The following is a 21,834-nucleotide window of genomic DNA, read 5'->3' on the forward strand; positions in this document are numbered from 1 at the left end:
CAGCCAGAGCCTCGCCGTCTCCTCCGTCCTGCGCTCGATCTCGGGGACGGAGAGTCCGCTCGCCTCGAGGCGATGACGGATGAGACCATCCGCCGCCTCCCGCAGCGCATCTGCGTCACGCCCGATCTGCTCCAGGCGCTCCACGTGCGCGCGCTGCTCCGCGGAATTCCCGTCCGCCCCAGCCGCATCGTTGGCGAGCAGCCATTCGCCTTCACGCACCAGGGCATCGAGGCGCTGGTCCAGCTCTCCCGGCAGAACGTCTCGGCGCCGCAGGTCCCGCACCAATCGGGAAAGGGCGTGGGACGGGCGCGCATCGAACGCCCGCGTGTTCGGACGCACGCGCCGGCGCGGGTTGGCGCCCGTGCCCAGCACCAGCAGCGTGAAGAGTGAGGCTTCCAGATTCTGCACGCGGGTCAGCGCGAACGACCGCCACGCCCACACAGTTCCGACAGCGGAATCCCGCAGGATGCGCTCACGCTGCTCCTGCGTCCATCGGCTGGCGAACCTGCCGCGCACAGCGCCGGCGAAGTCGTATTCCCGGCGCATCTCGTCGTCGTACTCAGCCTTCATACGCAGTCGTTTCGCGGCGCGTTGCCCTTCGTGCGCTAATGATTCGGATGCGGTCCCCGCGTTCCGTGAAGATCACGACCAGCAGGCGCTGCAGCCGTGACATCCCGAGCGCGACGGACCGTACTTCCCTGGTCGAATGATCACAATCCGGCAGGATCTCGACAAGGGGATCGAGAAAAACCGACTGCGCCTCGGAGAAGTCGACGCCATGTTTCGCCTGGTTCTGCCTGTCCTTGTCCGGATCCTACTCGAACGCGTCCTCCATCCGGCAATCAGTACGCCCCCAGCTCGCCCACCTCCACGCCCAGCCGCGCGGCGATGGCTTCCAGGGTGCGGCGGTGGGGCGCGGTGATCTCGCCGCGCTCGATGCGGGCGATCTCCTTTTCGGAGATGCCCTCGAAGTCGCCGCGGCGCAGCCCGCGCGACAGCCGCAGCCGCCGCACGGACGCGCCGAACGACTCGTCGCTCTGCAGCTCGCGCTGCCGCGCGCGCTTGCGGTACGCGGGATCGTGCTCGTAGAGGATGTTGTCGACGGACACTTCGTGGTCGCCGAACGAGACCGTCTGGCCGTAGTCGCTCACGCCCAGCGCCTCAAAGTCCAGGCGTACCCCCGGCCGGCGCTGGAACCAGGCGAACGGCACCACCAGGGGCTCCAGGGTGCCCCGGTACAGCACCACCAGCTCGTCGCACGCGCTGGCGAACCCGCCGATCACCAGATCGCCGCGCTCGGGGGCGGCGAGCACGTCCTTGAGCTCCGTGGGGGGCAGCAGCCGCATTCCCTGTCCCGGTGACACCACCAAGCGGAACACCAGGTTGAGCACCTCGCGCTCTTCCCAGCTGGCGCCGTTGAGCAGCAGCAGCCGGTGGTTGGCCGTGGAGCGCGGCTTGTGCTGCGCCAGGGGGCACAGCTGCGCGGCCCCGTCGGCGATCCAGACCACGGGCGAGCGCGCGCCGCTGGTGCGGTCAAAGGCGCCCAGCACGTCGTCCGGCGAGCGCAGAGGCTCGGCGGGAAAGTCACGCCCCGCCCACGCCTCGGCGCGGGGATCGGCGACCAGCAGAAGGCTCTGCTTCATGGGTGGTTCTCCCGTGAGAAGACCGGATTTTCCGGGTACATCAGGTTCCAGTTGTGCCGCAGCACGGCCCGCTTGATCCACACGCGCTCCGCGAGCTCTTCGGGGACGTCGGACGGATCGGGCTCGCGGTCCAGGAACTCGCCCGTGCGCAGGCTCATGCGCCACGCCTGCCGACGGCGCAGGAACGTCACGTGCGGGACCTCGTTCCGTTCGTCGTCGCGGATCTTGACCTTCCACCCCTGGCCCGCCCACTCGGCGGGCAGTGCGAGTGCGAACGCCATCGCCACCTCCAGTATATGTCCCGTTTCCATTTCACACAAGTCTAGGACATTTACCGGCCGCGCATCCGCCGGAATGTCCCTCGCGCGATGGAACATATTGTACACTTCTGATCCACAAAACTCTTGACAGCAATGTGTTTGTGCGCTGGCGGCATGCGAGCGCCGAGCGCTCCGGAGGTGACTTGTGTGGTCCGGAGAGGCGACGTAAAATGTCCGGGTCACCCTCGAAGCCGTGTCCAAACGTCTCACCCGGACCGTCGCCCATGATGCGCGCACTCCGCCGTTCGCTTCCCCTCGCCGCCGTCGCGGCCGCCGCGCTGACCGCGTCCGCCGGCGCGCAGCAGACGGCCAAGCCGGTGCTGCACGGCAGCCACTGGATGGCCATCACGGGCAAGCCGCTGGCGGCCACGGCGGGCGCCATGACCTTTCAGCGGGGCGGCAACGCGGTGGACGCGGCGTGCACCATGCTGGCGGCCACGTCCACCATGTGGGACGTGCTCAGCTGGGGCGGCGAGACGCAGGCGCTCATCTACAATCCGCGCACCGGGCAGGTCATCGGCCTCAACGCGCTGGGAGTGGCCCCCACCGGCGCCACGCCCGAGCTCTACCGCGCGCGCGGGATGCCGTATCCCCCGGAGTACGGTCCGCTCGCGGCCGTCACGCCGGGGACGCCGGGCGGGCTGATGGTGATGCTGGCGGAGTACGGGACGATGTCGCTGGCCGACGTGCTGGCGCCGGCCATCCAGATGGCGGACGGCTATCCCATCGAGGCGCAGACGGCCAACAGCATCCACGCCAACCGCGAGCGGCTGCGCGAGTGGCCGTACTCGCGCGGCGTGATGCTGCCGCATACGGGCGAGGAGCGCGAGGCGCCGCGCGCGGGCGAGATCTTTCGCCAGCCGGACCTGGCGCGCACGCTGCGGCAGCTGGTGGAGGCCGAGGCGCAGGCGCTGGCCCGCGGCGCCTCGCGCAAGGACGCCATCATGGCCGCGTACGACCGATTCTACCGCGGCGACATCGCCCGGGAGCTCGTCCGCGGCGTGCAGGAGCAGGGCGGGCTGATCACGCTGGAGGACCTGGCGAGCTGGCGGGTGCGGATCGAGGAGCCGGTGTGGACGGACTACCGCGGCGTGCGCGTCTACAAGCTCACCGCGTGGACGCAGGGCCCGGCCATGCTGCAGGCGCTGAACATCCTGGAGAACTTCGACCTCAAGTCGATGGGCTACAACAGCGCCCGCTACCTGCACACGCTCTACCAGGCCATGAACCTGGCCTTCGCCGACCGCGACTTCTACTACGGCGACCCCTACGTGGCGCCCGAGGAGCCCATCCGCGGCCTGCTCTCCAAGGAGTACGCCCGCGAGCGCAGCCGCCTCATCGGCGGGGAGCGCAACGATCCCACCATCGCGCCCGGCGACCCGTACCCGTTCCAGGGCGGCACCAACCCGTTCACGCAGTACCTGCGCGACTGGAACCGCCGCGGGCAGACGGGCACCGGCGTGTCCGCGCCGCCGCGCGCGTCGCGGGAGCTGGACGAGGCGTTCTACCTGGGGACTACGAGCATCCAGGCGGCGGACGCGGAGGGGTGGGTGGTGTCCGTCACGCCCAGCGGGGGCTGGGTGCCGGCCGTGATCGCGGGGCGCACGGGGATCGGGCTCAGCCAGCGGATGCAGAGCTTCGTCCTGGACCCGGCCGAGGGGCCGTACAACGTGCTGCGCCCGGGCCAGCACCCGCGCGTGACGCTCACGCCCACGATGGCCCTGCGCGACGGCAAGCCGTACCTGTCGTTCGCCGTGCAGGGCGGCGACTCGCAGGACCAGAACCTGTTGCAGTTCTTTCTCAACGTGCACGAGTTCGGGATGAACGTGCAGCAGGCGGCCGAGGCGCCCAACATGAACAGCTTCCAGATGCGCAGCAGCTTCGGGGGGCACGAGTCGCGGCCCGGGCGCATGCTGCTGGCCGAGTCCATGCCGGACTGGGTGCGCGCGGAGCTGCGGCGGATGGGTTACGAGCTCACGTTCGAGGAGCGGACGTCGGGCCCCATCAACGCTATCTTCTTCGACCGGGAACACGGCACGTTCTGGGGCGGCAGCAGCCATCACGGCGAGGACTACGGCATCGCGTGGTGAACTGAAGTGCGTGAGTACGGAAGTGCGTGAGTGCGGGAGTTTGCTGATCGACGGGATCGGCGTCCGTGCACACGACCCCGGCTCCACGCAGAACCACTCACGCACTCACGCACTTTCATGGGCGAGCTGGCGGCGATCTGGATCAAGCGGGCACACCGCGGAAAGGTGGACACGGCGCTCCAGGGCACGCTCGTCGCCGGGCGGGGGCTGGTGGGCAACGCCGACCAGGGCCGCCGCCGGCAGGTGACGCTCATCGAGGAAGAGGTGTGGCAGGGGCTGATGGACGCCCTGGGCGGTGATGCGCCCCCGTCCGCCCGCCGCGCCAACCTCCTGCTGCGCGGCATTCGTCTGGGGAACTCGCGCGAGCGGGTGCTCCGCATCGGCGGATGCCGCGTGCGTGTTCGCGGCGAGACCAAGCCATGCGAGCGGATGGACGAGGTGCTTCCCGGCCTGCAGGCCGCCATGCGCGCCGAGCCGTGGAGCGGCGGCGCCTTCGCCGAGGTACTGGACGATGGCGAAATCCGCGTGGGCGACCCTGTCGTGTGGGAGGACGAGTAGCCGAGCTCCCGCTTATCCGTCCACACGCATCACCCTTGACGTCTTTATCTGAGAGCAACACACTTTGCATGTGTGCTTCTGGTCACGCCCTTCAACCTACACAGGCACCCATGCGCCAATTCACTCACGGTTTGTTTTGGGCCTCCTGCGCAGGCTTCGTCCTCATCGCGACCCGCGCCGAGAGAGCCGAGGCAGCTGTATGCAGCACGGTGGGAGCCGGACCGGTATGCGGCTATGGCTACGATGTTGCTTGCAATCCTCTGACGTTCGAGTGCAAACCAATCATTTACGAGTACCGCGAGGTAATCAATCGGCCCATCTCGGGACCGGACCCCTATTGATGCCTGAACCGCGCACGCGCAGCCGTCTCACGCGGCGGCCCTATGACCTTGCATTGGCCACCGCCACCATTGCAATCCTGGGCTGCACTGCAGTGCTCGCGCTGCGCTCGAGCAGCGACGACCCATTCGCCAACGGCTTCGGAGCTGGAGATCGCGTGACTGTTTTCCTTCAGGAGCGAGACTGCACCAGCAATCTCGCCTTCCTCCAACTGCTCGCGCGCGCCGAATTCTCCAGCACCACACCGGCAGTGGTTTACGATGTGGGAGGCAGTGAGAGCGCCAACCGGCTCGCGGCGCGTTTTCGGGGGCAGAATCTGCCGTTCCGGACCCGCGCAGCTCCCCGGGGAGCACTGTCCCGGCTACGGCAAATGGGCTACCAAGCCACACCCGTGCTGGTCCTGCTCGATGACGAAAGCCGGGTCCGCCTCGTTGCCGCCGCACCGCGTACGCAGGACGAGATGAGGACGCTCGCCTCGACGCTTCGCGTGCTGACGCGCGGCGCGCGGACAGGTGGAGAGTGACGCGGCGAATGGCGCTGGTGGTCCTCGCCCTTGTAGCGGCGACCGGATGCGACAAGAAGGTCTCGTACGAGCACAGCGGCACGCGCGTGATGCACGCGTCGTCCTGGGCACCCGCCTGGACGGCTGGGGGGACATCGGCCGACACGTTTCTCCTCCAGCCCCTGGCCCTGGCGGCGGACGACGAGCACGTCTACGTGCTGGACCGGGGTGGCAGCCGCGTGGTGGCGCTACGCGCCGCCGACGGGTCGGTGGCGTGGCTCGCCGGGCGCGAAGGCAGCGGACCGGGCGAGCTGAAACGTCCACAGGGCATCACGCGCTCGCCGCGCGGCGAGGTCATCGTATCCGACGCGGGAAACGGGCGACTGGCCGTCTTTGGAACGGACGGCCGTTTCCGCCGCACCGTCGCGCTTGCAGCGCCGCCGTACTTCGACAACCTGTGCGCGCTGGCGGACGGCTCCGTCCTCGTGCGCAGCTTTGGCCCGGTCAAGCCGGTGTTTCGGGTGGATGCCACCGGCGTGGCGGTCGGAACACCTCCCCTGCCGTGGAAGGACCTGAACGGCGCCTCCGGCGCGGTGGCGCGCCAGGGATGGCTGGTGAGCATCCCGGGTACGGACGACTGCCTCTTCGCGCTGCGGCTGGGACGCGGCTTTACTCGGTACTCGCGCGGGGGGTTTGGGCCTGCGTACCCGTACGTGGAGGGGTACGACGTGCCGGCCACCGAAGTGCGACGCGGACCACGGGGGGAGTTCAAGGGGGAGAGCGTCAGCGGCTCCGTCGAGGCCGCGCGCGGAATCGGGGTGAGCGAAAGTGAGCTGATGGTGGCTTTCTGGGGCCGGTCCGAGCAGCAGGGACGCGTGCTGGACTACTACGATCTACGAACCGGCGCGTACCTGCACAGCGAGCCACTTCCCTACTTTGAAGGCTTCGCCGCGGCGGGGGATCGCGCGTACCTGCTCACGAGCATCGGAGGGTACCCGGTCATCCGTGCGCTGCGCCGGACAGCCGCCGCGACCGCACAGGCTGAGGAGCACGCGAGCGAGCCCCGTCGCAACCGGTTGTGAAGATCGTATTTGCGTGCACGGAAAGGCACGCCGATTGCCTCCGCTCCGCCGCCCACTTTCCACTGGAGGAGGACCGGATGCAGAAACCGATCAACGGCCGGATGCACGGGATGATGGACTACGCCACGGTGGCCGCGACGGCCGCCGCGCCGCGTGCGCTGGGCTTTCCGCGCACGGCGGAGAACCTGGCGTACGGGCTGGCTGCCGGATACCTGGGCCTGTCGCTCATGACGGACTACCCGCTGAGCGCCAGGCGGATGGTGCCGTTCAAGGGCCACGGCGCCACGGAGGTGCTGCTGGGCATGGCGCTTCCCTTCCTGCCCCGGCTGCTGGGCTTTGACGACGACCGCCGCGCCCGCAACTTCTTCCTGGGGCTGACGGCGCTCACGGCCGTGACCGCCCTGATGACGGACTGGAACGCGCCGGACGCCGACCTGGAGCACGGCGACTACGAGGTGCGCCTGAACCAGTCGCGCGGCGGCGCGCGGGCGGACACGCGTGAGATGGCGACGGTCTGAAGGTAGTGCGTGAGTGCGGAAGTGCGTGAGTGCGGGAGTTGATCCCGCTCGCGCACGAGGCACCCGGCACGATGCGCCGCCCGATACGACGAGGGCCCTCCGCGAGGAGGGCCCTTCCTTTTTTCGGCGCGACGCGCCGTCGCGTGAGGGATGCGCGCCCGCAGGGCCGAGACCCCGGCGCGGCGGGGCAACAGCAGTATCGTTGCCCTGACGCGACGGGGGCTCGGCGCCGTTGGCAACAGTTGTATCGTTGCCTACGGCGCGCGCAGCCCGGCCCGGAGCGCAGCGGAGGGACACGCCCAAGACCGCAGTGCGAGAGTGCGGGAGTGCGAAAGTCACGGCAACGGAAAGGGGCTCCCCGATCCGCACCGGGGAGCCCCTCCGCCTACGCGACCACCAGCGTCGCACCCACCGAAGCCGCTACTGGTACTGGATGTACAGCGGCTCGGGCCACAGCTGCAGCAGGTCCTGCGGCGTGGTGAGCGGGTCGCCCTTCTTGGTGTCGTTGTGGTAGAAGTTCTTCCACCCCGTGAACTGCGCCGGGTGCCGCACGATGTAGTCGCGGTACGAGTCGTACTTGAGCCACGGCGCGCCCCACCCGTCCATGTGCATCACCAGCTGCACCTCGGGACGCAGGCGCACGTTCTCCACGTCGGGCACCATGCCGCGCGTGAAGCGGTGGATGATGAGCACCTTGGGCGGCAGGTTGTTCTCCCGCACGATGCGCGTGAGCTGGTCCATCACCCAGTTGATGTCGGCCGCGTACATGGTGCCGATGCGCCGGCCGGGCACCACGCCGCCCCGCATGTAGAACTCCGGGTCCACCGCGAAGTGGATGTCCGGGCGCTTGAGGAACTCCTCGAAGCGCGGCATGATGTTGCGGATGTCGTCCGTACCCACCTGCACGTCGATGAACAGCACGCCGTTGATGGACTTGGCCATCTGGTAGATGGAGTCCACCTGCTGGTCGCGCATCTGCGCGCGGTAGTGCCCCGACGGGCCCGGGTCGCCCTGCGCCACCACGGCGATCAGGTGCAGGCCGGGGATCACCGGCGTGCTGGGATCGGCCTGGGTCCACGCGTCGGCCTGGCGGCGCAGGCGGCTGAGCATCTCCTCGCGCGGGTACTCGCCCAGGGCGCCCATGCGCGTGGAGTTGGGGTTGCCGTAGTACACCACGAAGCGGTTGCAGGGCAGGATGCTGCCGTCCATGAACTGCGGCATCTGCGGATACCACTTCTGCTCCTTGGCGAACAGCGGGTTCTTGCCCGCGCCCGGCCGCTTGGCGGCGCTGTCCGCCTGCAGGGCGGAGGCCGCGGAGTCCAGCCGCGCCTGGCGCCGCTGCAGGCACTGCTGCGCCTCGGCCGCGCTGTTGCCGAACGCGAACTGGCGCGCCGGCTGCGCCGGGGCTTGCTGGCCCTTGGCCGCGCCGCCCTTGGCGGTGTCGTTGGGCGCGCCCTTGCCTTCGTCGCTGCCCTTGGCCTCGGCGCCGGCCTGGCCGCCGCACGCGGTCAGGCCCACCACGGCGAACAGGGCAAAGGTGGTACGGATCGAACGATACACGTCTGGCTCCTCGTCGTTTTACAGGGGAGACGGTCTCCACCCCGAGACTCACTACAAAAGCCGGGCCGGCACGGAAACGCGGCCGCTCCGGACGCGTTCCGTGCCCTCAGGGGCGCACGGGATGCCCCCGTCCCGCCAGATAGCGGCGCGCTTGGGCCAGCGTGTACTCGCCGAAGTGAAAGATGGACGCGGCCAGCACGGCGTGCGCCCCCGCCGTGAGCGCCGCGTCCAGGTGCTCCAGCGCCCCCGCCCCGCCGGAGGCGATCACGGGGATGCGCACCCGCGCCGACACGGCGTTCAGCAGGGGCAGGTCGTAGCCGTCGCGCGTGCCGTCGCGGTCCATGCTCGTCAGCAGGATCTCGCCCGCCCCCAGCGCCTCGGCCCGAGCGGCCCACTCCACGGCGTCGATGCCCGTGGGCGTGCGGCCGCCGTGCGTGTACACCTCCCAGCCGGATTCCGCCGTATCCGCCCGCCGCGCGTCGATGGCCACCACCACGCACTGCGAGCCGAAGTGGTCCGCCGCGCGCCGCACCAGGTCCGGGTCCGTGAGCGCGGCCGTGTTGACGGCCACCTTGTCGGCGCCGGCGCCCAGGATGGCGTTGAAGTCGTCCACGGAGCGAATGCCGCCGCCCACCGTGAACGGGATGAAGATGCTGTCCGCCGTGCGCCGGATGACGTCCAGCATGGACGCGCGGCCCTCGTGGCTGGCCGTGATGTCCAGGAAGCAGAGCTCGTCCGCGCGCTCGGCGTCGTAGCGCATGGCCTGCTCCACGGGGTCGCCCGCGTCGCGCAGCCCCACGAACTGGATTCCCTTCACCACCCGCCCGTCCTTTACGTCCAGGCAGGGGATGATGCGCTTGGCCAGGCTCATCCCAGCATCTCCAGCCGGCGCCGCATGCCGTCGCTCAGGTACGCACTGTAGACGGACTCCACGGGGCCGCTGAGCACGAGGCTCCAGTCGTCGCGCACGTGCACGTGCAGGCTGCCACCGGGCATGCGCACGGTCACCTGCCGCTCGCTGACCATGCCGCGGCGCACGGCCGCGGCGGCCACGGCGCAGGCGCTGCTGCCGGAGGCCCGCGTCTCGCCCGCGCCGCGCTCCCACACCCACGCGTCCAGCGTGTCGGGCTCCACGGGGACGGCGAACTGCACGTTGACGCCGCGCGCGAACGACGGGTGCGTGCTGATCTGCGGCGCGCGGCGGCGCAGGCTCTCCACGTCCAGCTCGTCCTGGAACACGACGCAGTGCGGGTTGCCCACGCTGACGGTGTTGATGTGGACCACGTCGCCGGAGTCCAACTCCAGCGGCTCGTTGTCCGTCTCGCGGTCGGGTCCGGGCAGGCCCACGTCGGCGCTGCGGAAGGTAGCGGTGCCCATCTCCACCTCCACGGCCAGCACGCCGTCGTCGGACTGGTTCTGGATCTCCATCCGCACGATGCCGCCAAGCGTCTCCACGGTGAACGGCCGGCGCACGTCCACGTCGCCCTGCTCCAGCAGGTACGCGGCGAAGATGCGCAGCCCGTTGCCGCTCTTCTCCGCCTCGGAGCCGTCGGGGTTGAAGATGCGCACGCCGAAGTCCGCGGCGGCGGACGGCACGCGGGCCAGGATGCCGTCGGAGCCCACGCCGTTGTGCCGGTCGCAGATGAGCCGGACGGCGAGCGGCGTGAGCTCCAGCCCCAGCGTCTCCAGCTCCAGCGCGATATAGTCGTTGCCGAGCCCGTGGCCCTTGAAGAAGTCAGTCACTCGTCCCGTCAGACCACGGGTTGATGGTTGGCGCCCCCCACCCGGCGCAGTGGCGCTCGTTGCGGGTGACGAGAATGAGACCGCGGACGAGCGCCGTCGCCACGAGCAGCGCATCCACGGCGTGCATCTTTCGACCGCGCTGCTCCGCCTCGGCGGTGAGCCGTCCCCACTCCAGCGCGACGGGGTCGTCTACCGGCAGCACGCGGCCGGCGAACTGCTCCGGGAGCGTGCCGAACAGCCAGCGGTTCAGCTCCGTCTTGCGACGGCCGTCGGGCATGCGGACGATGCCGTTGCGGATCTCCCCGAAGGTGAGCGCGCTCACCGCCATCTCGTGCGGCGGCTGCTCGGCCATCCACGCGGTCACGCCGGCATCGGGGCGCGCCCGCACGGTCTCGGAGAGGAGGTTCGTGTCAAGCAGGAACCGCATCGCCGGGCAGCACCCAGGTCCGCGTGGTGTCGTCCCACTCCCACGGCCACTCCCCACTCCGCATGGCCTCGGCCAGCGGCGATTGCCGCATGAACTCCACGAAGCTCACGGGCTCTCCGTCCGGCGCACCGCCCTCGCAGCAAAGCTCCGCCTCGTCCAGGCCGGCGTCGGCGAGGATGCGCACGAAATCACCCTCGCTGAGCACGACCCCGTTTCCGTTTGGCCCCTCGACCCGCTGGGGACCGCACCGCTCCGCACGGCGGATGACCTCTCCCAGGCGCTCCCGCGCGTCCGCTTCCGTCCAGTTCTTCATACCGCCTCCCGCGTCCGACGTTGTCTCCCCGCAGACAAGTTGAACGCTATAAACAACGACCCGTCCGCGCAACGAGACCCGTCCCGCCACCGTCCGGACTGCAATCCGGACGCTGGCTCCAGGGGAGCGCTGGCCACCCGGCTACCGCATTCGCCGCGATCCAGGCGTTTCCCTCCATCACCCTGATCCCCGCTTGCGTGTGGCCGCGGATGAGGCGGCGCCACTCGTCGTAGCGCTGGCGCAGGAGGGCCACGGGATTGGCGCCCCCGTACGACTGTCCGTTGACGTACAGCCGCAGGTGCTGCGCGTCGCGGCGATCGTCCGGGCCGGCGACGATGAGGAACGCGGACAGCGCCGTCTGCCCCGGGCAGCGCGCGTCGCCGCCGGCCGCGGCGCCGGCCTCCAGCGCGAGCAGCAGCCGGTCGGCCAGGCTCTCCGAAGTGTCAGACGCCGCAACGCGATACGCGGCCATGGCGTCGCCCACGACGCGCTCGCCCACGAGCAGGTTGCCCTGCACGGAGACGTCCGCGTCCAGCGCGTGCCCCATCCACGCCTCCGTGGCCGCGCCGGTGTACGCGACCGGCGCATGGCCCAGCGCGGCCACGCCGTACTGCTGCGCGCCGAACCCAGGATCGAACACGGAATCCGTCACGGCGCGGACGATCTCCATCGGGGACGCCCCGCCGCGCAGCATCTCGATGCCCCGCCGGCGCGCGGCGTCATTCGTCAGGGCCTGCGCGGCGATCACGCCGCGGCCGGGCACGACGCCCGCGATGCCGATCACGTCCGGCGTGCACGACGCGCCCGCGATCCCCACCTCGCGCGTCCGTGGATCCACCGCCGTGATGGACCACGTGGCGTGCGCCCGGCCCGGCGCGAACGCGAGCAGGAGCGTGGACAGCGCGAGCGCGCGGACGCCCGTCATCCGCCGAATTCGCGGCATCCGCGGCATCCGCGGCATCCGCCGAACGGCCTCGAAGCCACTCCCGCACTCACGCACTTCCTCACTCACGCACTTTACAGGCGGGCAAAGTTGCCGAGAATCCGCAGCCCGTCCTCCTGCGACTTCTCGGGGTGAAACTGGATGCCCCACACGTTGTCGCGCCCCACGATGGAGGCGAACGACGCGTCGTAACGGCATCGGCCCAGCACGTCGTCGTTGTCGTCGTCCAGCACGGCGAACGAGTGCACGTGGTAGAAGAAGCGCGGCTCGGTGCCCGCGACGTCCCGGAGGACGGGATCGAACTCCGCGCGGCCCTTGAACTCCACGGCGTTCCAGCCCACGTGCGGCAGGGGCAGCTCGGTCGGGATGCGGTGCACGGTGCCCGGCAGCAGCCCCAGCCCGGCCACGCCCGGCGCCTCGTCGCTGCCGTCGTACAGCAGCTGCATCCCCACACAGATGCCGATGAACGGGCGCCCAGCCGCCACGTGGTCGCGCACGGCATCCGCCAAGCCCGTCTCTTTCAGCTTCGTCATGCACTGGCCAAAGTGGCCCTGCCCAGGGAGCACCAGCCGGTCCGCCGCGCGCGCCACCGCGGGGTCGGCCGTCAGCACGACGTCGGCGCCTTCGTGCTCGAACGCCTTGGCCACGGAGCGCAGGTTGCCCGCGCCGTAGTCCAGCAGGACGACGCCCGGCTTCACAGCGCCCCCTTGGTGGACGGGACGACGTCCGCGCGGCGCGGGTCGATCATCGTCGCGGCGTCCAGGGCGCGGGCGGCGGCCTTGAACGTGGCCTCGACCACGTGGTGCGCGTTGTCGCCGCGCAGGCCGTCCAGGTGCAGGGTGATGCGCGCCTCCATGGCGAACGCGCGCCAGAACTCCGCCGCCAGTGCCGCGTCGAACTGGCCGATCATGGGCTGGCCGGCCGGCAGCGGCACGTCGTAGTGGATGAACGGCCGCCCGGACACGTCCACCACGGCGCGCGTGAGCGCCTCGTCCAGCGGCACGGTAGCATCGGCGTAGCGCACGATGCCGCGCTTGTCGCCCAGCGCGTCCAGGAACGCGCCGCCCAGCACGATGCCCACGTCCTCCACCGTGTGGTGCGCGTCGATGTGCAGGTCGCCCGTGCACTCGACGTCGATGTCGAACATGCCGTGCCGCGCCAGGGCGTCCAGCATGTGGTCGAAGAAGCCCACGCCCGTGCGCACCGCCGCCTGGCCCGTGCCGTCCAGGTCGATGCGCGCGCGGATGGTCGTCTCGCGCGTGCTGCGCGAACGCTCGCCCGCGCGGCTCATGCGGTGGCCTCGCGCATGATGGTGCGCAGCCCGGCCAGGAACACGTCGTTCTCCTCCGTCGTGCCGGCGTTCACCCGCAGGCACCGCTCCAGCATGGGATACCTGGATACGTCGCGCACCAGCACGCCGTAGTCCGCCAGCAGCCGGTCGAACACGTCGCCGTGCGTCAGGTTCGGCGTCTCCACGCGGAACAGGACGAAGTTGGCGGCGGTGGGATAGACGCGGATGCCGGGAATCGTCCCCATCTCCGCCACCACGCGGTCGCGCTCCTTCGCGATCTTCCGCACCAGATCGTGCATCACGTCGCGGCAGCGCAGCACCTCGGCGGCGGCGATCTCGGTAAAGAAGTTGATGTTGTACGGCAGCTTGGCCTTGTGCACCTCGTTGGCCAGCGCGGGGTGCGCCAGCATGTAGCCGGCCCGCAGCCCCGCCATCGCCATGGCCTTGCTGAACGTGCGCAGCACGACGAGGCGCGGCCGGCCCTCCAGCAGCGGGATGGCGTCGTATCCGCCGAACTCCACGTACGCTTGGTCCAGCAGGATGAGCGCGCCCGTCTCGTCGTGCACGCGCTCGATCTCCGCCCGTGACAGCGCCGCGCCCGTGGGGTTGTTGGGCGAGCAGAGCACGACGACGGCGGCCTCCGTGTCCCGCGCGGCGCGGATGATGGCGTCCACGTCGAACGACAGGTCGTCCGCCAGTGCCACGGAGACGACGGTGCCGCCGTTCACCTCCGTCATCAGCCGGTACAGCGTGAACGTGGGCTCGGGGATGACGACGGACACGCCGGGCCCCACGACGACGCCCAGGATGGACTGGATGAGCTCGTTGGACCCGTTGGCGACGAGGATGCCGTCCGCCGGCCAGCGCGTGGCCTCGCTTACGGCCTGGATGAAGTTGGCCGCGACAAAGGGCGGATACCGGTTCCACGGCCGGTCGGCGAGGATCGCGTGGATGCGGTCCTTGATCTCGCGCGGCACGTCGAACGGGCTCTCGTTCTGGTTGAGCTTGATGCGCGGCTCGTACGGCTTGAGCGTGTACGCGCCCAGCGTGCGCACGGACGTCTTCACGTGCCGCAGGGCGGACTCCACCGCCCCGTCCATCGGTTGTTCCACGGGTTTGCTCACGTTCTTCTCGTGCTCAATACTCGGCGCCCAAGGGCGCCCTCTTTCCTGCTCGCCACTCGGATGAACCGCCGCGGTGAGCCCGGCCCGGGTGCAATCCACCGCGCGGCGCGACGAAACGCCCTGACCGTGAAGCACGGACACCCGTGCACGAAGAACGCCCGAGCCTCCCGAACACGATCTTTCGCCGCGCCATCTCCCTCCCCCACGCAGTTCGGTGGGGAGGGTCGGGGAGGGGGCGCTCCACCTTCTCGTCGTACTCCGCGCCCCCGGATCAGGCGTTGGCCTCTCTTCAACGCAAAGGACGGCGGGCGCACAGGGTGCGCCCGCCGTCGGCTTCCTGCTCCGGCGGCGCGCGCTCAGCGCTCCACGTGGATGATCTGGTCGCGGCGCGTGCCCACGGAGACGTACCACACGGGCGTCTCCGTCAGCTCCTCCAGGCGCTGCAGGTAGCGTCGCGCGTTCTCGGGGAGCTCGTCCCAGGTGCGCGCGTCGGCCGTGGACGTCTGCCAGCCGGGGAGCGTCTCGTACACGGGCTCGGCCGCGGCCAGCAGCCCCAGGTCGCCGGGAAAGTCGTCCAGCTCCTGGCCCTCGGCGCGGTAGGAGACGGCGATCTGCAGCTCCGGCAGCGTATCGAGCACGTCCATCTTGGTGACGGCCAGCCCCGTGAGCCCGTTCACCCGCGCGGCGTAGCGCACGACGACGGCGTCGAACCAGCCGCAGCGGCGCGGGCGGCCCGTCGTGGCGCCGTACTCGCCGCCCAGCTCGCGCACCTGCTCCTGCATGGGCGACGGCAGCTCCGTGGGCAGCGGCCCCTCGCCCACGCGCGTGGTGTACGCCTTGACCACGCCGATGACGTCGTCGATGCGCGTGGGCCCGATGCCCACGCCCAGCGCGGCGCCGCCCGCCGTGGTGTTGGACGAGGTGACGTACGGGTACGTGCCGTGGTCCACGTCCAGCAGGGCGCCCTGCGCGCCCTCCAGCAGCACGCGCTGCCCGGCGCGAAGGGCGTCGTGGATCACGCGGCCCGTGTCGACGGCGATGGACAGCAGGCGGTCGCGGATGGACATCACCTCGCTCACCAGCGCGTCGGCGTCCACGTGCTCGTCGCTGTGCAGCAGCTGCAGGCGCTGGTTCACGCGGTCGGCGGCGGCGCGCAGGCGCTCCTCGGCGCGGGCGCGGTCGCGCAGGTCCGCCAGGCGAATGCCCTGGCGCGCCACCTTGTCCTCGTACGCCGGGCCGATGCCCCGCCCCGTCGTGCCGATCTTGCCCTTGCCGCGGCTGGCCTCCTGCGCGCGGTCCCACGTCTTGTGGTACGACAGCAGCAGGTGCGCGCGTCCGCTCACGCCCACGCGGCCCTCGGCGTCGATGCCGCGGGCGGTCAGGGCGTCCAGCTCCTGGAAGAACTGGAACGGGTCGAACACCACGCCGTTGCCCAGCAGGCACCGGCGCCGCGGGTGCAGGATCCCGGAGGGGATCTGGTGCAGGATGAACTCCTCGTCCCCCACGTGCACCGTGTGGCCGGCGTTGCTGCCGCCCTGGTAGCGTGCCACCACGTCCACTTGGTCGGCGAGCACGTCGACGATCTTGCCCTTGCCCTCGTCGCCCCATTGCGAGCCGACGATCACCACGCACCGACTGTTGCTGTCCTTCATCGCTCCGCTAATCCGGCGTCCGTCCAGCCGTGTTCGTGCAAACGAAAGCGCGGCCCCAACCCGCAAAGGTGGGACCGCGCGCTGACGCATCCTAGGCGCAATCTGCGCCGCCCCGGCGCGGGTGTCAACCGTGACCGAAGCGAACATCCTTGTGTTTGGGCATCGCGCGCGCGACCATGGTTTCCCTTCACGACGATCTCCGTCCCAGGGAGGATTCCATGATGACACCCGAGCGGCTTCGCGCACTGGCAGGCGTGGATCGCCTGCCCCTGTTCACGGACGTGGACGCGCTGAACCGGAGCCTGCAGCGCCACCATCCCGCGGACCTGCGCGCGGCAGGCGTCGGCGGCTCCGTACTGGCCGACGTGGCCATCGACGAGCACGGCGAAGTCCAGGCGGTCACCATCGTCCCCCGCCCGTCGACGGCCCACGTGACGATGGTGATGGTGGAGGAGGACGGGACCACGCGGAGCGTTCAGCCCGCCGACAATCCCGCGTTCGGGCCGGCGGCGGAGGCGGCGCTGATGGAGACGCGCTTTACCCCGGCGATGCGCGACGGACAGCCCGTGCCGTTCACGCTGCGGATGACTGTCACCTTTGATCCACCGGCACCCGGCTGAGGCGGACTCCTACTGCATTTCTCACGCAGAGCCGCAGAGGCGCGGAGTACCCCATTTCCACGCGGAAGCGAAGTTCTCTGCGCCTCTGCGGCTCTGCGTGAGAATGGTTTTGTGCCGGGATCGCTGCGATCAGGCCGCCTCGCTCGCCTTCAGCAGTCGGTCGACGGCGGCGAGCAGGTCGCGGGGCTCCACGGGCTTGACGAGGAAGACGTCCGCGCCCGCACGCCGCGCGCGCACCTGGTCCTGCTCAAAGACGTGCACCGTGCAGACGATGAGGGGGATGGCCTCCGTCGCGGGGTCGTCGCTCAGCTCGCCCAGCACGCCGAACGCGAGCCCGTCCGGCAGGCCGATGTCCAGCACGACCGCGTCCGGCAGCAGCGCCCGCGCCCGCTCCAGGCACTCCGCCCCGGTCCGCGCCGACACGACCTGGTAGCCGCCGTGGCGCAGGATGGTCTCGAAGATGTCGAGGCTCGGCGGGTCGTCCTCGACGATCAGCACGGTCTTGCTCTCCAACGTCGCTCCAGGCAGGGGGACTGATCCAACGGGCTGGATCACTTGCAAAGGTGTGGCCGCCCGGACGGGAACGCCGGGGCAGCGCCGCGGCCCCGCGCGCCGGTGTCCGCGGCAGGCATCCCGGGCACCGAAGGATGCGCGGATGTGCCGCCGACGGCGATCGGTTATCTTGGTCCGCTCGCATCGCCCGCCCCGCACTTCAGCCGCATTCCCATGCACCTGCCGCGAATCATTCCGCTCGTTCTTGCCCTGCTCGCCGCGGCGCCGCTGGCCGCGCAGCACGCGGACGGGCACGCCACCGCCGCCGCGACGGACAGCGTGCCGCCGCTGATGCCGGAGGCGCTGGGGCCGTTCTCCTGGCCTGTGACGACAACCTCGGCGGAGGCGCAGGCGTACTTCGATCAGGGCGTCAAGCTCATGTACGCCTACGCGCGGGCCAACGCGCGGCCGTCGTTCGCCCATGCGCGGACGGTGGACCCGCGGTGCGCCATGTGCTGGTGGGGCGAGGCGTGGTCCATGGGCGCGTACCTCAACGGTGCCATGGACGATGCCGACGCGCCCGCCGCGAACGCCGCCGCCCAGCGCGCCCGCGAGCTCGCCGCGCAGAACGGGACGGAGCTGGAACGCGCGCTCACGGTGGCGCTGACGGCGCGGTACGCCTCCTCGCATGAGCCGGAGGGCACGCGCAAGCAGCTGGACTCGGCGTACGTGCGGGCCATGGAGGACGTCTACGCGCGCTTTCCGGACGACCTGCAGGTCGCCACGCTCTACGCGGATGCCATGATGCTGCTGGAGCCGCGCCGCGGCCTGTGGAGCCTGGACAAGCCGTCCATTCAGACGCTGCACGGGGTGCTGGAGCGCGGGCTGGCGCGCGACATCGGCCACTCGGGAGTGTGCCACGCGTACATCCACGCGACCGAGACCACGGCGAACGCGGGCCGCGCGCAGACGTGCGCGGACCTGCTGGTGACGGCCATGCCCGGCGCCAGCCACCTCAACCACATGCCGTCGCACACGTACAACCGCGTGGGGCGCTGGGAGGATGCCGTCAACAGCAACCTGCTGGCGTGGGAAACCGACCGGCGCGCGGCGGCGGGGCAGCCCGCCGTCAGCATCTACCCGCCGCACAACGTGCACATGCTGCTGTTCGCGGCGTCCATGGACGGGCAGGAGGCGCGCGCGTTCGAGGGGTCGGACGCCTGGGGCGCGCTCATGCCCAACGGCGACGGCGCGTCGCTGCGGGCACTCACCCGCATCCGGTTCGGGCGGTGGAACGACGTGCTGGCGATGACGGACGCGCCCGCGCACCCCATCCACCGGGGCCTGTGGGCGTTCGCGCGGGGCTACGCGCACCTGCGCACGGGCGCGGCGGACAGCGCGGCGGCGTACCTGGCGCGGGTGGACTCGCTCGCGGCCAACTCGCCGAACGCCACCTTCCGCACGCACACGGCGGAGCGGCTGCTGGGCGTGGTCGCGGGGATCCTGCGCGGCGAGATCGCGCGGACGGAGGGGCGGATGGACGATGCAGTCGCCGCGTTCGAGGCGGCCGTGGCGCTGGAGGATGCGCTGCAGTACGACGAGCCGGAGCCCCTGCCTTTTGCCGCGCGCGACTGGCTGGGCGCCACACTGCTGGAGGCCGGCCGCCCCGCGGATGCCGAGCGCGTCTACCGCGCCGCGCTGGACGACCGGCCGCACAACGGGTGGAGCCTGTTCGGCCTGGAGCAGGCCCTGCGCGCGCAGGGCCGCACGGCCGAGGCGGACGAGGCGCTCGCGCTCTTCCGCGAAGCCTGGACCCGCTCGCAGACGCCGCTGACCGCGTCGCGCTTCTGATCGGATGCACGGATGACCGGGACGGAATCCCTTCGATTCCAATCGCGATTGTCATCCTGAGGAGCGCCCGCGCGGACCTGGCCCATGCACGATGCAGGGGCGCGAACGAAGGATCTTGCGTGCGAAGCGACAAGCCGGCTCTGGTGCGCGGAGCCGACTTGTCGCTTCGCGGGCAAGATCCTTCGTCGCCGCCATGGACCTTGCCCCATGCAAGCCTGCGCGGCGGCGCCTCAGGATGACGCCGGCCGAGGGTTCGGACGGGAATCGGACGGCGGGGCAGGATCGCAGCGGACGGGCGGACGTCGCGCACGGGACGGGAAAAGGGCACGCGCTCGACGGAGCGCGTGCCCTTTTCCGCATCCGCCCTCGTGGTCAGCGAAAGGCGTCGCGGCTGGCGGGCTGAAGCAGCAGCGCGAACGCGGCGCCCACCACGAGCACCGAGCAGACGAGGAACGCCGCCGAAAATCCCGGCATCGGCAGGGTGTCCCAGGCGCCCATGCGGGCGATCACCAGCAGCGCGCCGGCGCCCATCACGCTCCAGAACCCGGCGAAGACCACGCCCACCCACCACGCCCAGCGCACGCCGCGCATCAGCCCGTACGCGATCGCGCCGCAGCCGAACAGGCGCAGCAGCGCGCGGGGAAACTCGCCCGCGTCCGCCCATCCACCGGCCGTCTGCAGGACGAGCGCGTTGGCCAGCACCATCACACCGTACAGCGCGAACAGCATCGCGGCGGTGCGGACGGATCGGGGGATGGCGGACGGACTCGGCATGGGCGCGTGCCCCTTCAGGATGACGGATGGGGCCGGGACGGCGTGCGCTCCACGAAGTCGCGCAGGCCTTCCAGGCGCTGGCGCACCTCGCTGGAAAAGACGCGGACGAGGATGGGGTTCAGCAGGGGCTGGATCCAGGCGGGGCGCGCGCGGACGGAGTAGCGAAAGATCACGCGCGTGCGGCCGTCCGCCTGCGGCCTGAAGCGCCACGACCCCGCGAACCCGCCGATGAACCACGGCCCGCGCGTCATCCTGACGGCCGCCACGGAGGGCGGGTTGAACGAGACGTACTCCGTCTCCATCCCCAGCCGGTTGTGCGCCACGCAGTACGCGCGCACGCCCATCCCCGCCCGCGTCGCGCCGCCCACGAGCTCCGCGGAGCGCAGGAACGGGTCCCATTCCAGCCGCCGCGCGTAGTCCTGCGTGAGGTCGAACAGCGCCCGCGGCGTGGCGCGGATGACGACGGCGTCCTCGAACGTCATCCCTCGTCCGTGAACCGGAGGAGCAGGGCGAGCTCGTTGGATCGTCGCGCGGTCACGTTCGCCCTGCACAGCGCCTCCACCATGGGCTGCATGGTGCCGCCCTCGAACGCGGACGCCTCGAAGGCGCAGTGCGCGTCGCGGAACGCGATCCACGCCCGCTGTGCCGCGCGCAGCGCCTCCACGCGGTGCGGCTCGCCGGCAATCACGGCCAGCAGGCGCTGGTAGCGGGCGTTGAGCAGCGAGCCGGCGCGGGCGTAGCGCTCCGCCGCGCAGACGTTCATCTCCGTCTGCGTGCGCGCGTCGGGGCACGGGTTCTTGCCCTGCGCGGCGAGGAGCGCGGGCGTGCCGGCCAGCAGCAGCGCGGCTAGGAACAGCGTGCGGATCATCATCCCGGGACTTGTACGTCGTGGGCCGGCTCGAAGAAGGCGCGCATGCGGTCGCGGTCGTAGTCCAGCAGGCGGTCGTTGAAGCGGTGATACAGCTCCGCCAGCAGCGCCCGGTTGGGGCCCGCGGCGTCCATGCCGCGGTCGTCGTACGGCTGCAGGACGATGCCTCGCTCCACGCTGGCCACGTACAGGTTGCCCACGAGGCGCGGCTCCACGTTCAGCCACGCCGCCAGCGCACCCCACAGCAGGGGGCGCACGGCCTCGCGCCCGCACGCAAAGGCGACGTACGCGAGCGTGTCCGGCCCGTCCACGTGCGGGTCGTGGAACGGCTCCGTCCACCAGGCGCGCGGCCGGCCCATCCGCACGCGAAGCGCGCGCAGGGAGCGAAAGACGTCGCGGTACGGCATCCGCGGCCCGTCCGCGAACGCGGAGATGACGACGATCAGTTCGCGGGCATCGCCCAGGGCATGGTCCACGATCTCGCGGCCGCGGTCCCACGCCTGCTCGAACTGGTCCAGCATGGTCCCGCCCAGCGAAAGCTCGAACCGCAGCGCCGGCTGCGTGCCGTAGAACAGCGGCAGGGCGAACGCGTCCGCGCCGAACACCGCGTGCAGCGCCTCGCGCGAAACGTCGGTCATGGACCCTGGAGGGGAGGAGGATGCGGATGCGCGGATGCCACACGAATGCCGCATCCGCGCGGCAGAAATGTCCCACGGGGGGCACAATCCGCCGGGCGCCGTCCACCGGATGCGACATCCGCCCGACGGACAAAAATCTGCTCCGGATGGGCCACGCAGTTCATCCGCAACGATTTATCGCGGCGGGTGGCCGTCTGCCGCATGTCAGAACCGTCGCGGCACACCCGTTGCTTTCAGAAAGCACGAACGCGGGGCGACGCTCGCTCCGCAGCAACACGCAGCCGACCCCGAAGCTCCCATGAAGAAGCACCGCCCCGCGCCCATGAGCGCCGATGCCTACGCCGGCTTTCTGAAGCTGTGGCTCACCCCGGCCCACAAGGAGCCGAAGATGACGCCCGAGGTGGAGGCGTACCTGCGCCACGCGACGGCGCGCGAGCCGCTGTCGGACGAGGTGCGTGCCGCGCTGGGCCAGCCCGCGCGCCCCGC

The 21,834-nt window shown here is 70.7% G+C and carries 26 protein-coding genes and 1 pseudogene; 8 read left to right on the forward strand and 19 right to left on the reverse strand.

The window, feature by feature from the left end:
• The 4 genes and pseudogenes from VFZ20_RS30045 to VFZ20_RS30055 all read right to left on the reverse strand — a co-directional run.
• Positions 1-570 (reverse strand): hypothetical protein (locus VFZ20_RS30045; protein WP_329687657.1); only part of this gene is annotated, 570 nt, incomplete at its 3' end.
• Positions 560-802, reverse strand: a pseudogene (locus VFZ20_RS32845) (BrnT family toxin); the annotation flags it as partial. The pseudogene VFZ20_RS32845 and the gene VFZ20_RS30045, both read right to left, overlap by 11 nt.
• Before the next feature lie 40 nt (positions 803-842).
• Positions 843-1,643: a helix-turn-helix transcriptional regulator gene (locus tag VFZ20_RS30050; RefSeq protein ID WP_329687658.1), complete on the reverse strand. Its 801-nt coding sequence runs from the start codon at positions 1,641-1,643 to the stop codon at positions 843-845.
• The gene (locus tag VFZ20_RS30055) at positions 1,640-1,924 is read right to left on the reverse strand and encodes a hypothetical protein (protein ID WP_329687659.1); all 285 of its coding nucleotides are present in this window, start codon (positions 1,922-1,924) and stop codon (positions 1,640-1,642) included. Before VFZ20_RS30055 ends, VFZ20_RS30050 begins: the two co-directional genes overlap by 4 nt.
• A 266-nt stretch (positions 1,925-2,190) precedes the next feature.
• Between VFZ20_RS30055 and VFZ20_RS30060 the strand changes: the two genes are divergently transcribed.
• The 5 genes from VFZ20_RS30060 to VFZ20_RS30080 all read left to right on the forward strand — a co-directional run bounded on the left by VFZ20_RS30060 (position 2,191) and on the right by VFZ20_RS30080 (position 7,052).
• Entirely contained in the window at positions 2,191-4,053 is a 1,863-nt protein-coding gene (locus VFZ20_RS30060) for a gamma-glutamyltransferase family protein (protein WP_349264147.1), read from the forward strand.
• Positions 4,054-4,170: 117 nt separating this feature from the next.
• Positions 4,171-4,611 (forward strand): MOSC domain-containing protein, encoded by a 441-nt coding sequence (locus tag VFZ20_RS30065; RefSeq protein WP_329687661.1) that lies wholly within the window; start codon positions 4,171-4,173, stop codon positions 4,609-4,611.
• Between the two features lie 340 nt (positions 4,612-4,951).
• A complete protein-coding gene (locus VFZ20_RS30070) occupies positions 4,952-5,473 on the forward strand; it encodes a hypothetical protein (RefSeq protein ID WP_329687662.1) in 522 nt (173 codons plus the stop codon).
• A complete protein-coding gene (locus tag VFZ20_RS30075) occupies positions 5,470-6,534 on the forward strand; it encodes a hypothetical protein (protein ID WP_329687663.1) in 1,065 nt (354 codons plus the stop codon). Before VFZ20_RS30070 ends, VFZ20_RS30075 begins: the two co-directional genes overlap by 4 nt.
• Positions 6,535-6,611: 77 nt before the next feature.
• Entirely contained in the window at positions 6,612-7,052 is a 441-nt protein-coding gene (locus VFZ20_RS30080; RefSeq protein WP_329687664.1) for a hypothetical protein, read from the forward strand.
• 420 nt (positions 7,053-7,472) lie between these two features.
• On the opposite strand, the gene VFZ20_RS30085 is transcribed toward VFZ20_RS30080, so the two are convergent.
• From VFZ20_RS30085 to VFZ20_RS30130, 10 genes are all read right to left on the reverse strand, one after another.
• A complete protein-coding gene (locus VFZ20_RS30085) occupies positions 7,473-8,612 on the reverse strand; it encodes a hypothetical protein (RefSeq protein ID WP_329687665.1) in 1,140 nt (379 codons plus the stop codon).
• A 106-nt stretch (positions 8,613-8,718) separates the two neighbouring features.
• Positions 8,719-9,483, reverse strand: coding sequence for an imidazole glycerol phosphate synthase subunit HisF (gene hisF, locus VFZ20_RS30090; protein WP_329687666.1), 765 nt, complete (start codon positions 9,481-9,483; stop codon positions 8,719-8,721).
• A complete protein-coding gene (gene dapF / locus VFZ20_RS30095; protein ID WP_329687667.1) occupies positions 9,480-10,355 on the reverse strand; it encodes a diaminopimelate epimerase in 876 nt (291 codons plus the stop codon). Before dapF ends, hisF begins: the two co-directional genes overlap by 4 nt.
• Positions 10,348-10,782, reverse strand: a complete 435-nt coding sequence (locus VFZ20_RS30100; protein ID WP_329687668.1) for a type II toxin-antitoxin system VapC family toxin — start codon at positions 10,780-10,782, stop codon at positions 10,348-10,350. The genes dapF and VFZ20_RS30100 overlap by 8 nt, the downstream gene beginning before the upstream one ends.
• A complete protein-coding gene (locus VFZ20_RS30105; protein ID WP_329687669.1) occupies positions 10,766-11,095 on the reverse strand; it encodes a hypothetical protein in 330 nt (109 codons plus the stop codon). Before VFZ20_RS30105 ends, VFZ20_RS30100 begins: the two co-directional genes overlap by 17 nt.
• 46 nt (positions 11,096-11,141) lie before the next feature.
• Positions 11,142-12,038 carry a DUF1028 domain-containing protein gene (locus VFZ20_RS30110; RefSeq protein ID WP_329687670.1) on the reverse strand — a complete coding sequence of 299 codons (897 nt, stop codon included), beginning with the start codon at positions 12,036-12,038 and terminating at the stop codon, positions 11,142-11,144.
• Between the two features lie 74 nt (positions 12,039-12,112).
• Positions 12,113-12,736: an imidazole glycerol phosphate synthase subunit HisH gene (gene hisH, locus VFZ20_RS30115; RefSeq protein WP_329687671.1), complete on the reverse strand. Its 624-nt coding sequence runs from the start codon at positions 12,734-12,736 to the stop codon at positions 12,113-12,115.
• Positions 12,733-13,329 (reverse strand): imidazoleglycerol-phosphate dehydratase HisB, encoded by a 597-nt coding sequence (gene hisB, locus VFZ20_RS30120; RefSeq protein ID WP_329687672.1) that lies wholly within the window; start codon positions 13,327-13,329, stop codon positions 12,733-12,735. Before hisB ends, hisH begins: the two co-directional genes overlap by 4 nt.
• A complete protein-coding gene (gene hisC, locus VFZ20_RS30125; RefSeq protein ID WP_329687673.1) occupies positions 13,326-14,441 on the reverse strand; it encodes a histidinol-phosphate transaminase in 1,116 nt (371 codons plus the stop codon). Before hisC ends, hisB begins: the two co-directional genes overlap by 4 nt.
• Before the next feature lie 368 nt (positions 14,442-14,809).
• Positions 14,810-16,105: an adenylosuccinate synthase gene (locus VFZ20_RS30130; protein WP_329687674.1), complete on the reverse strand. Its 1,296-nt coding sequence runs from the start codon at positions 16,103-16,105 to the stop codon at positions 14,810-14,812.
• Positions 16,106-16,323: 218 nt separating this feature from the next.
• Here VFZ20_RS30130 and VFZ20_RS30135 point away from each other — a divergent pair, with 218 nt between their 5' ends.
• A complete protein-coding gene (locus VFZ20_RS30135; protein ID WP_329687675.1) occupies positions 16,324-16,725 on the forward strand; it encodes a hypothetical protein in 402 nt (133 codons plus the stop codon).
• Between the two features lie 129 nt (positions 16,726-16,854).
• Here VFZ20_RS30135 and VFZ20_RS30140 read toward each other — a convergent pair whose 3' ends face one another.
• On the reverse strand, positions 16,855-17,238 hold the full coding sequence (locus tag VFZ20_RS30140; protein WP_329687676.1) for a response regulator: 384 nt from the start codon (positions 17,236-17,238) through the stop codon (positions 16,855-16,857).
• A 213-nt stretch (positions 17,239-17,451) separates the two neighbouring features.
• On the opposite strand from VFZ20_RS30140, the gene VFZ20_RS30145 reads away from it, so the two are divergent.
• Positions 17,452-19,068 carry a tetratricopeptide repeat protein gene (locus VFZ20_RS30145; RefSeq protein WP_329687677.1) on the forward strand — a complete coding sequence of 539 codons (1,617 nt, stop codon included), beginning with the start codon at positions 17,452-17,454 and terminating at the stop codon, positions 19,066-19,068.
• Positions 19,069-19,440: 372 nt separating this feature from the next.
• Here the strand turns inward: VFZ20_RS30145 and VFZ20_RS30150 are convergent, their stop codons facing one another.
• The 4 genes from VFZ20_RS30150 to VFZ20_RS30165 are packed head-to-tail and all read right to left on the reverse strand — an operon-like array spanning position 19,441 to position 21,348.
• Positions 19,441-19,842, reverse strand: coding sequence for a hypothetical protein (locus VFZ20_RS30150; RefSeq protein WP_329687678.1), 402 nt, complete (start codon positions 19,840-19,842; stop codon positions 19,441-19,443).
• A 14-nt stretch (positions 19,843-19,856) separates the two neighbouring features.
• Positions 19,857-20,324, reverse strand: a complete 468-nt coding sequence (locus tag VFZ20_RS30155) for an SRPBCC family protein (protein ID WP_329687679.1) — start codon at positions 20,322-20,324, stop codon at positions 19,857-19,859.
• Entirely contained in the window at positions 20,321-20,713 is a 393-nt protein-coding gene (locus tag VFZ20_RS30160; protein WP_329687680.1) for a lysozyme inhibitor LprI family protein, read from the reverse strand. The genes VFZ20_RS30155 and VFZ20_RS30160 overlap by 4 nt, the downstream gene beginning before the upstream one ends.
• The gene (locus tag VFZ20_RS30165; RefSeq protein WP_329687681.1) at positions 20,710-21,348 is read right to left on the reverse strand and encodes a DUF3885 domain-containing protein; all 639 of its coding nucleotides are present in this window, start codon (positions 21,346-21,348) and stop codon (positions 20,710-20,712) included. The genes VFZ20_RS30160 and VFZ20_RS30165 overlap by 4 nt, the downstream gene beginning before the upstream one ends.
• Positions 21,349-21,646: 298 nt before the next feature.
• Between VFZ20_RS30165 and VFZ20_RS30170 the strand changes: the two genes are divergently transcribed.
• A partial coding sequence (locus VFZ20_RS30170) for a hypothetical protein (RefSeq protein ID WP_329687682.1) occupies positions 21,647-21,834 on the forward strand: 188 nt, incomplete at its 3' end.

Source organism: Longimicrobium sp., assembly GCF_036280135.1.
GTDB lineage: Bacteria > Gemmatimonadota > Gemmatimonadetes > Longimicrobiales > Longimicrobiaceae > Longimicrobium.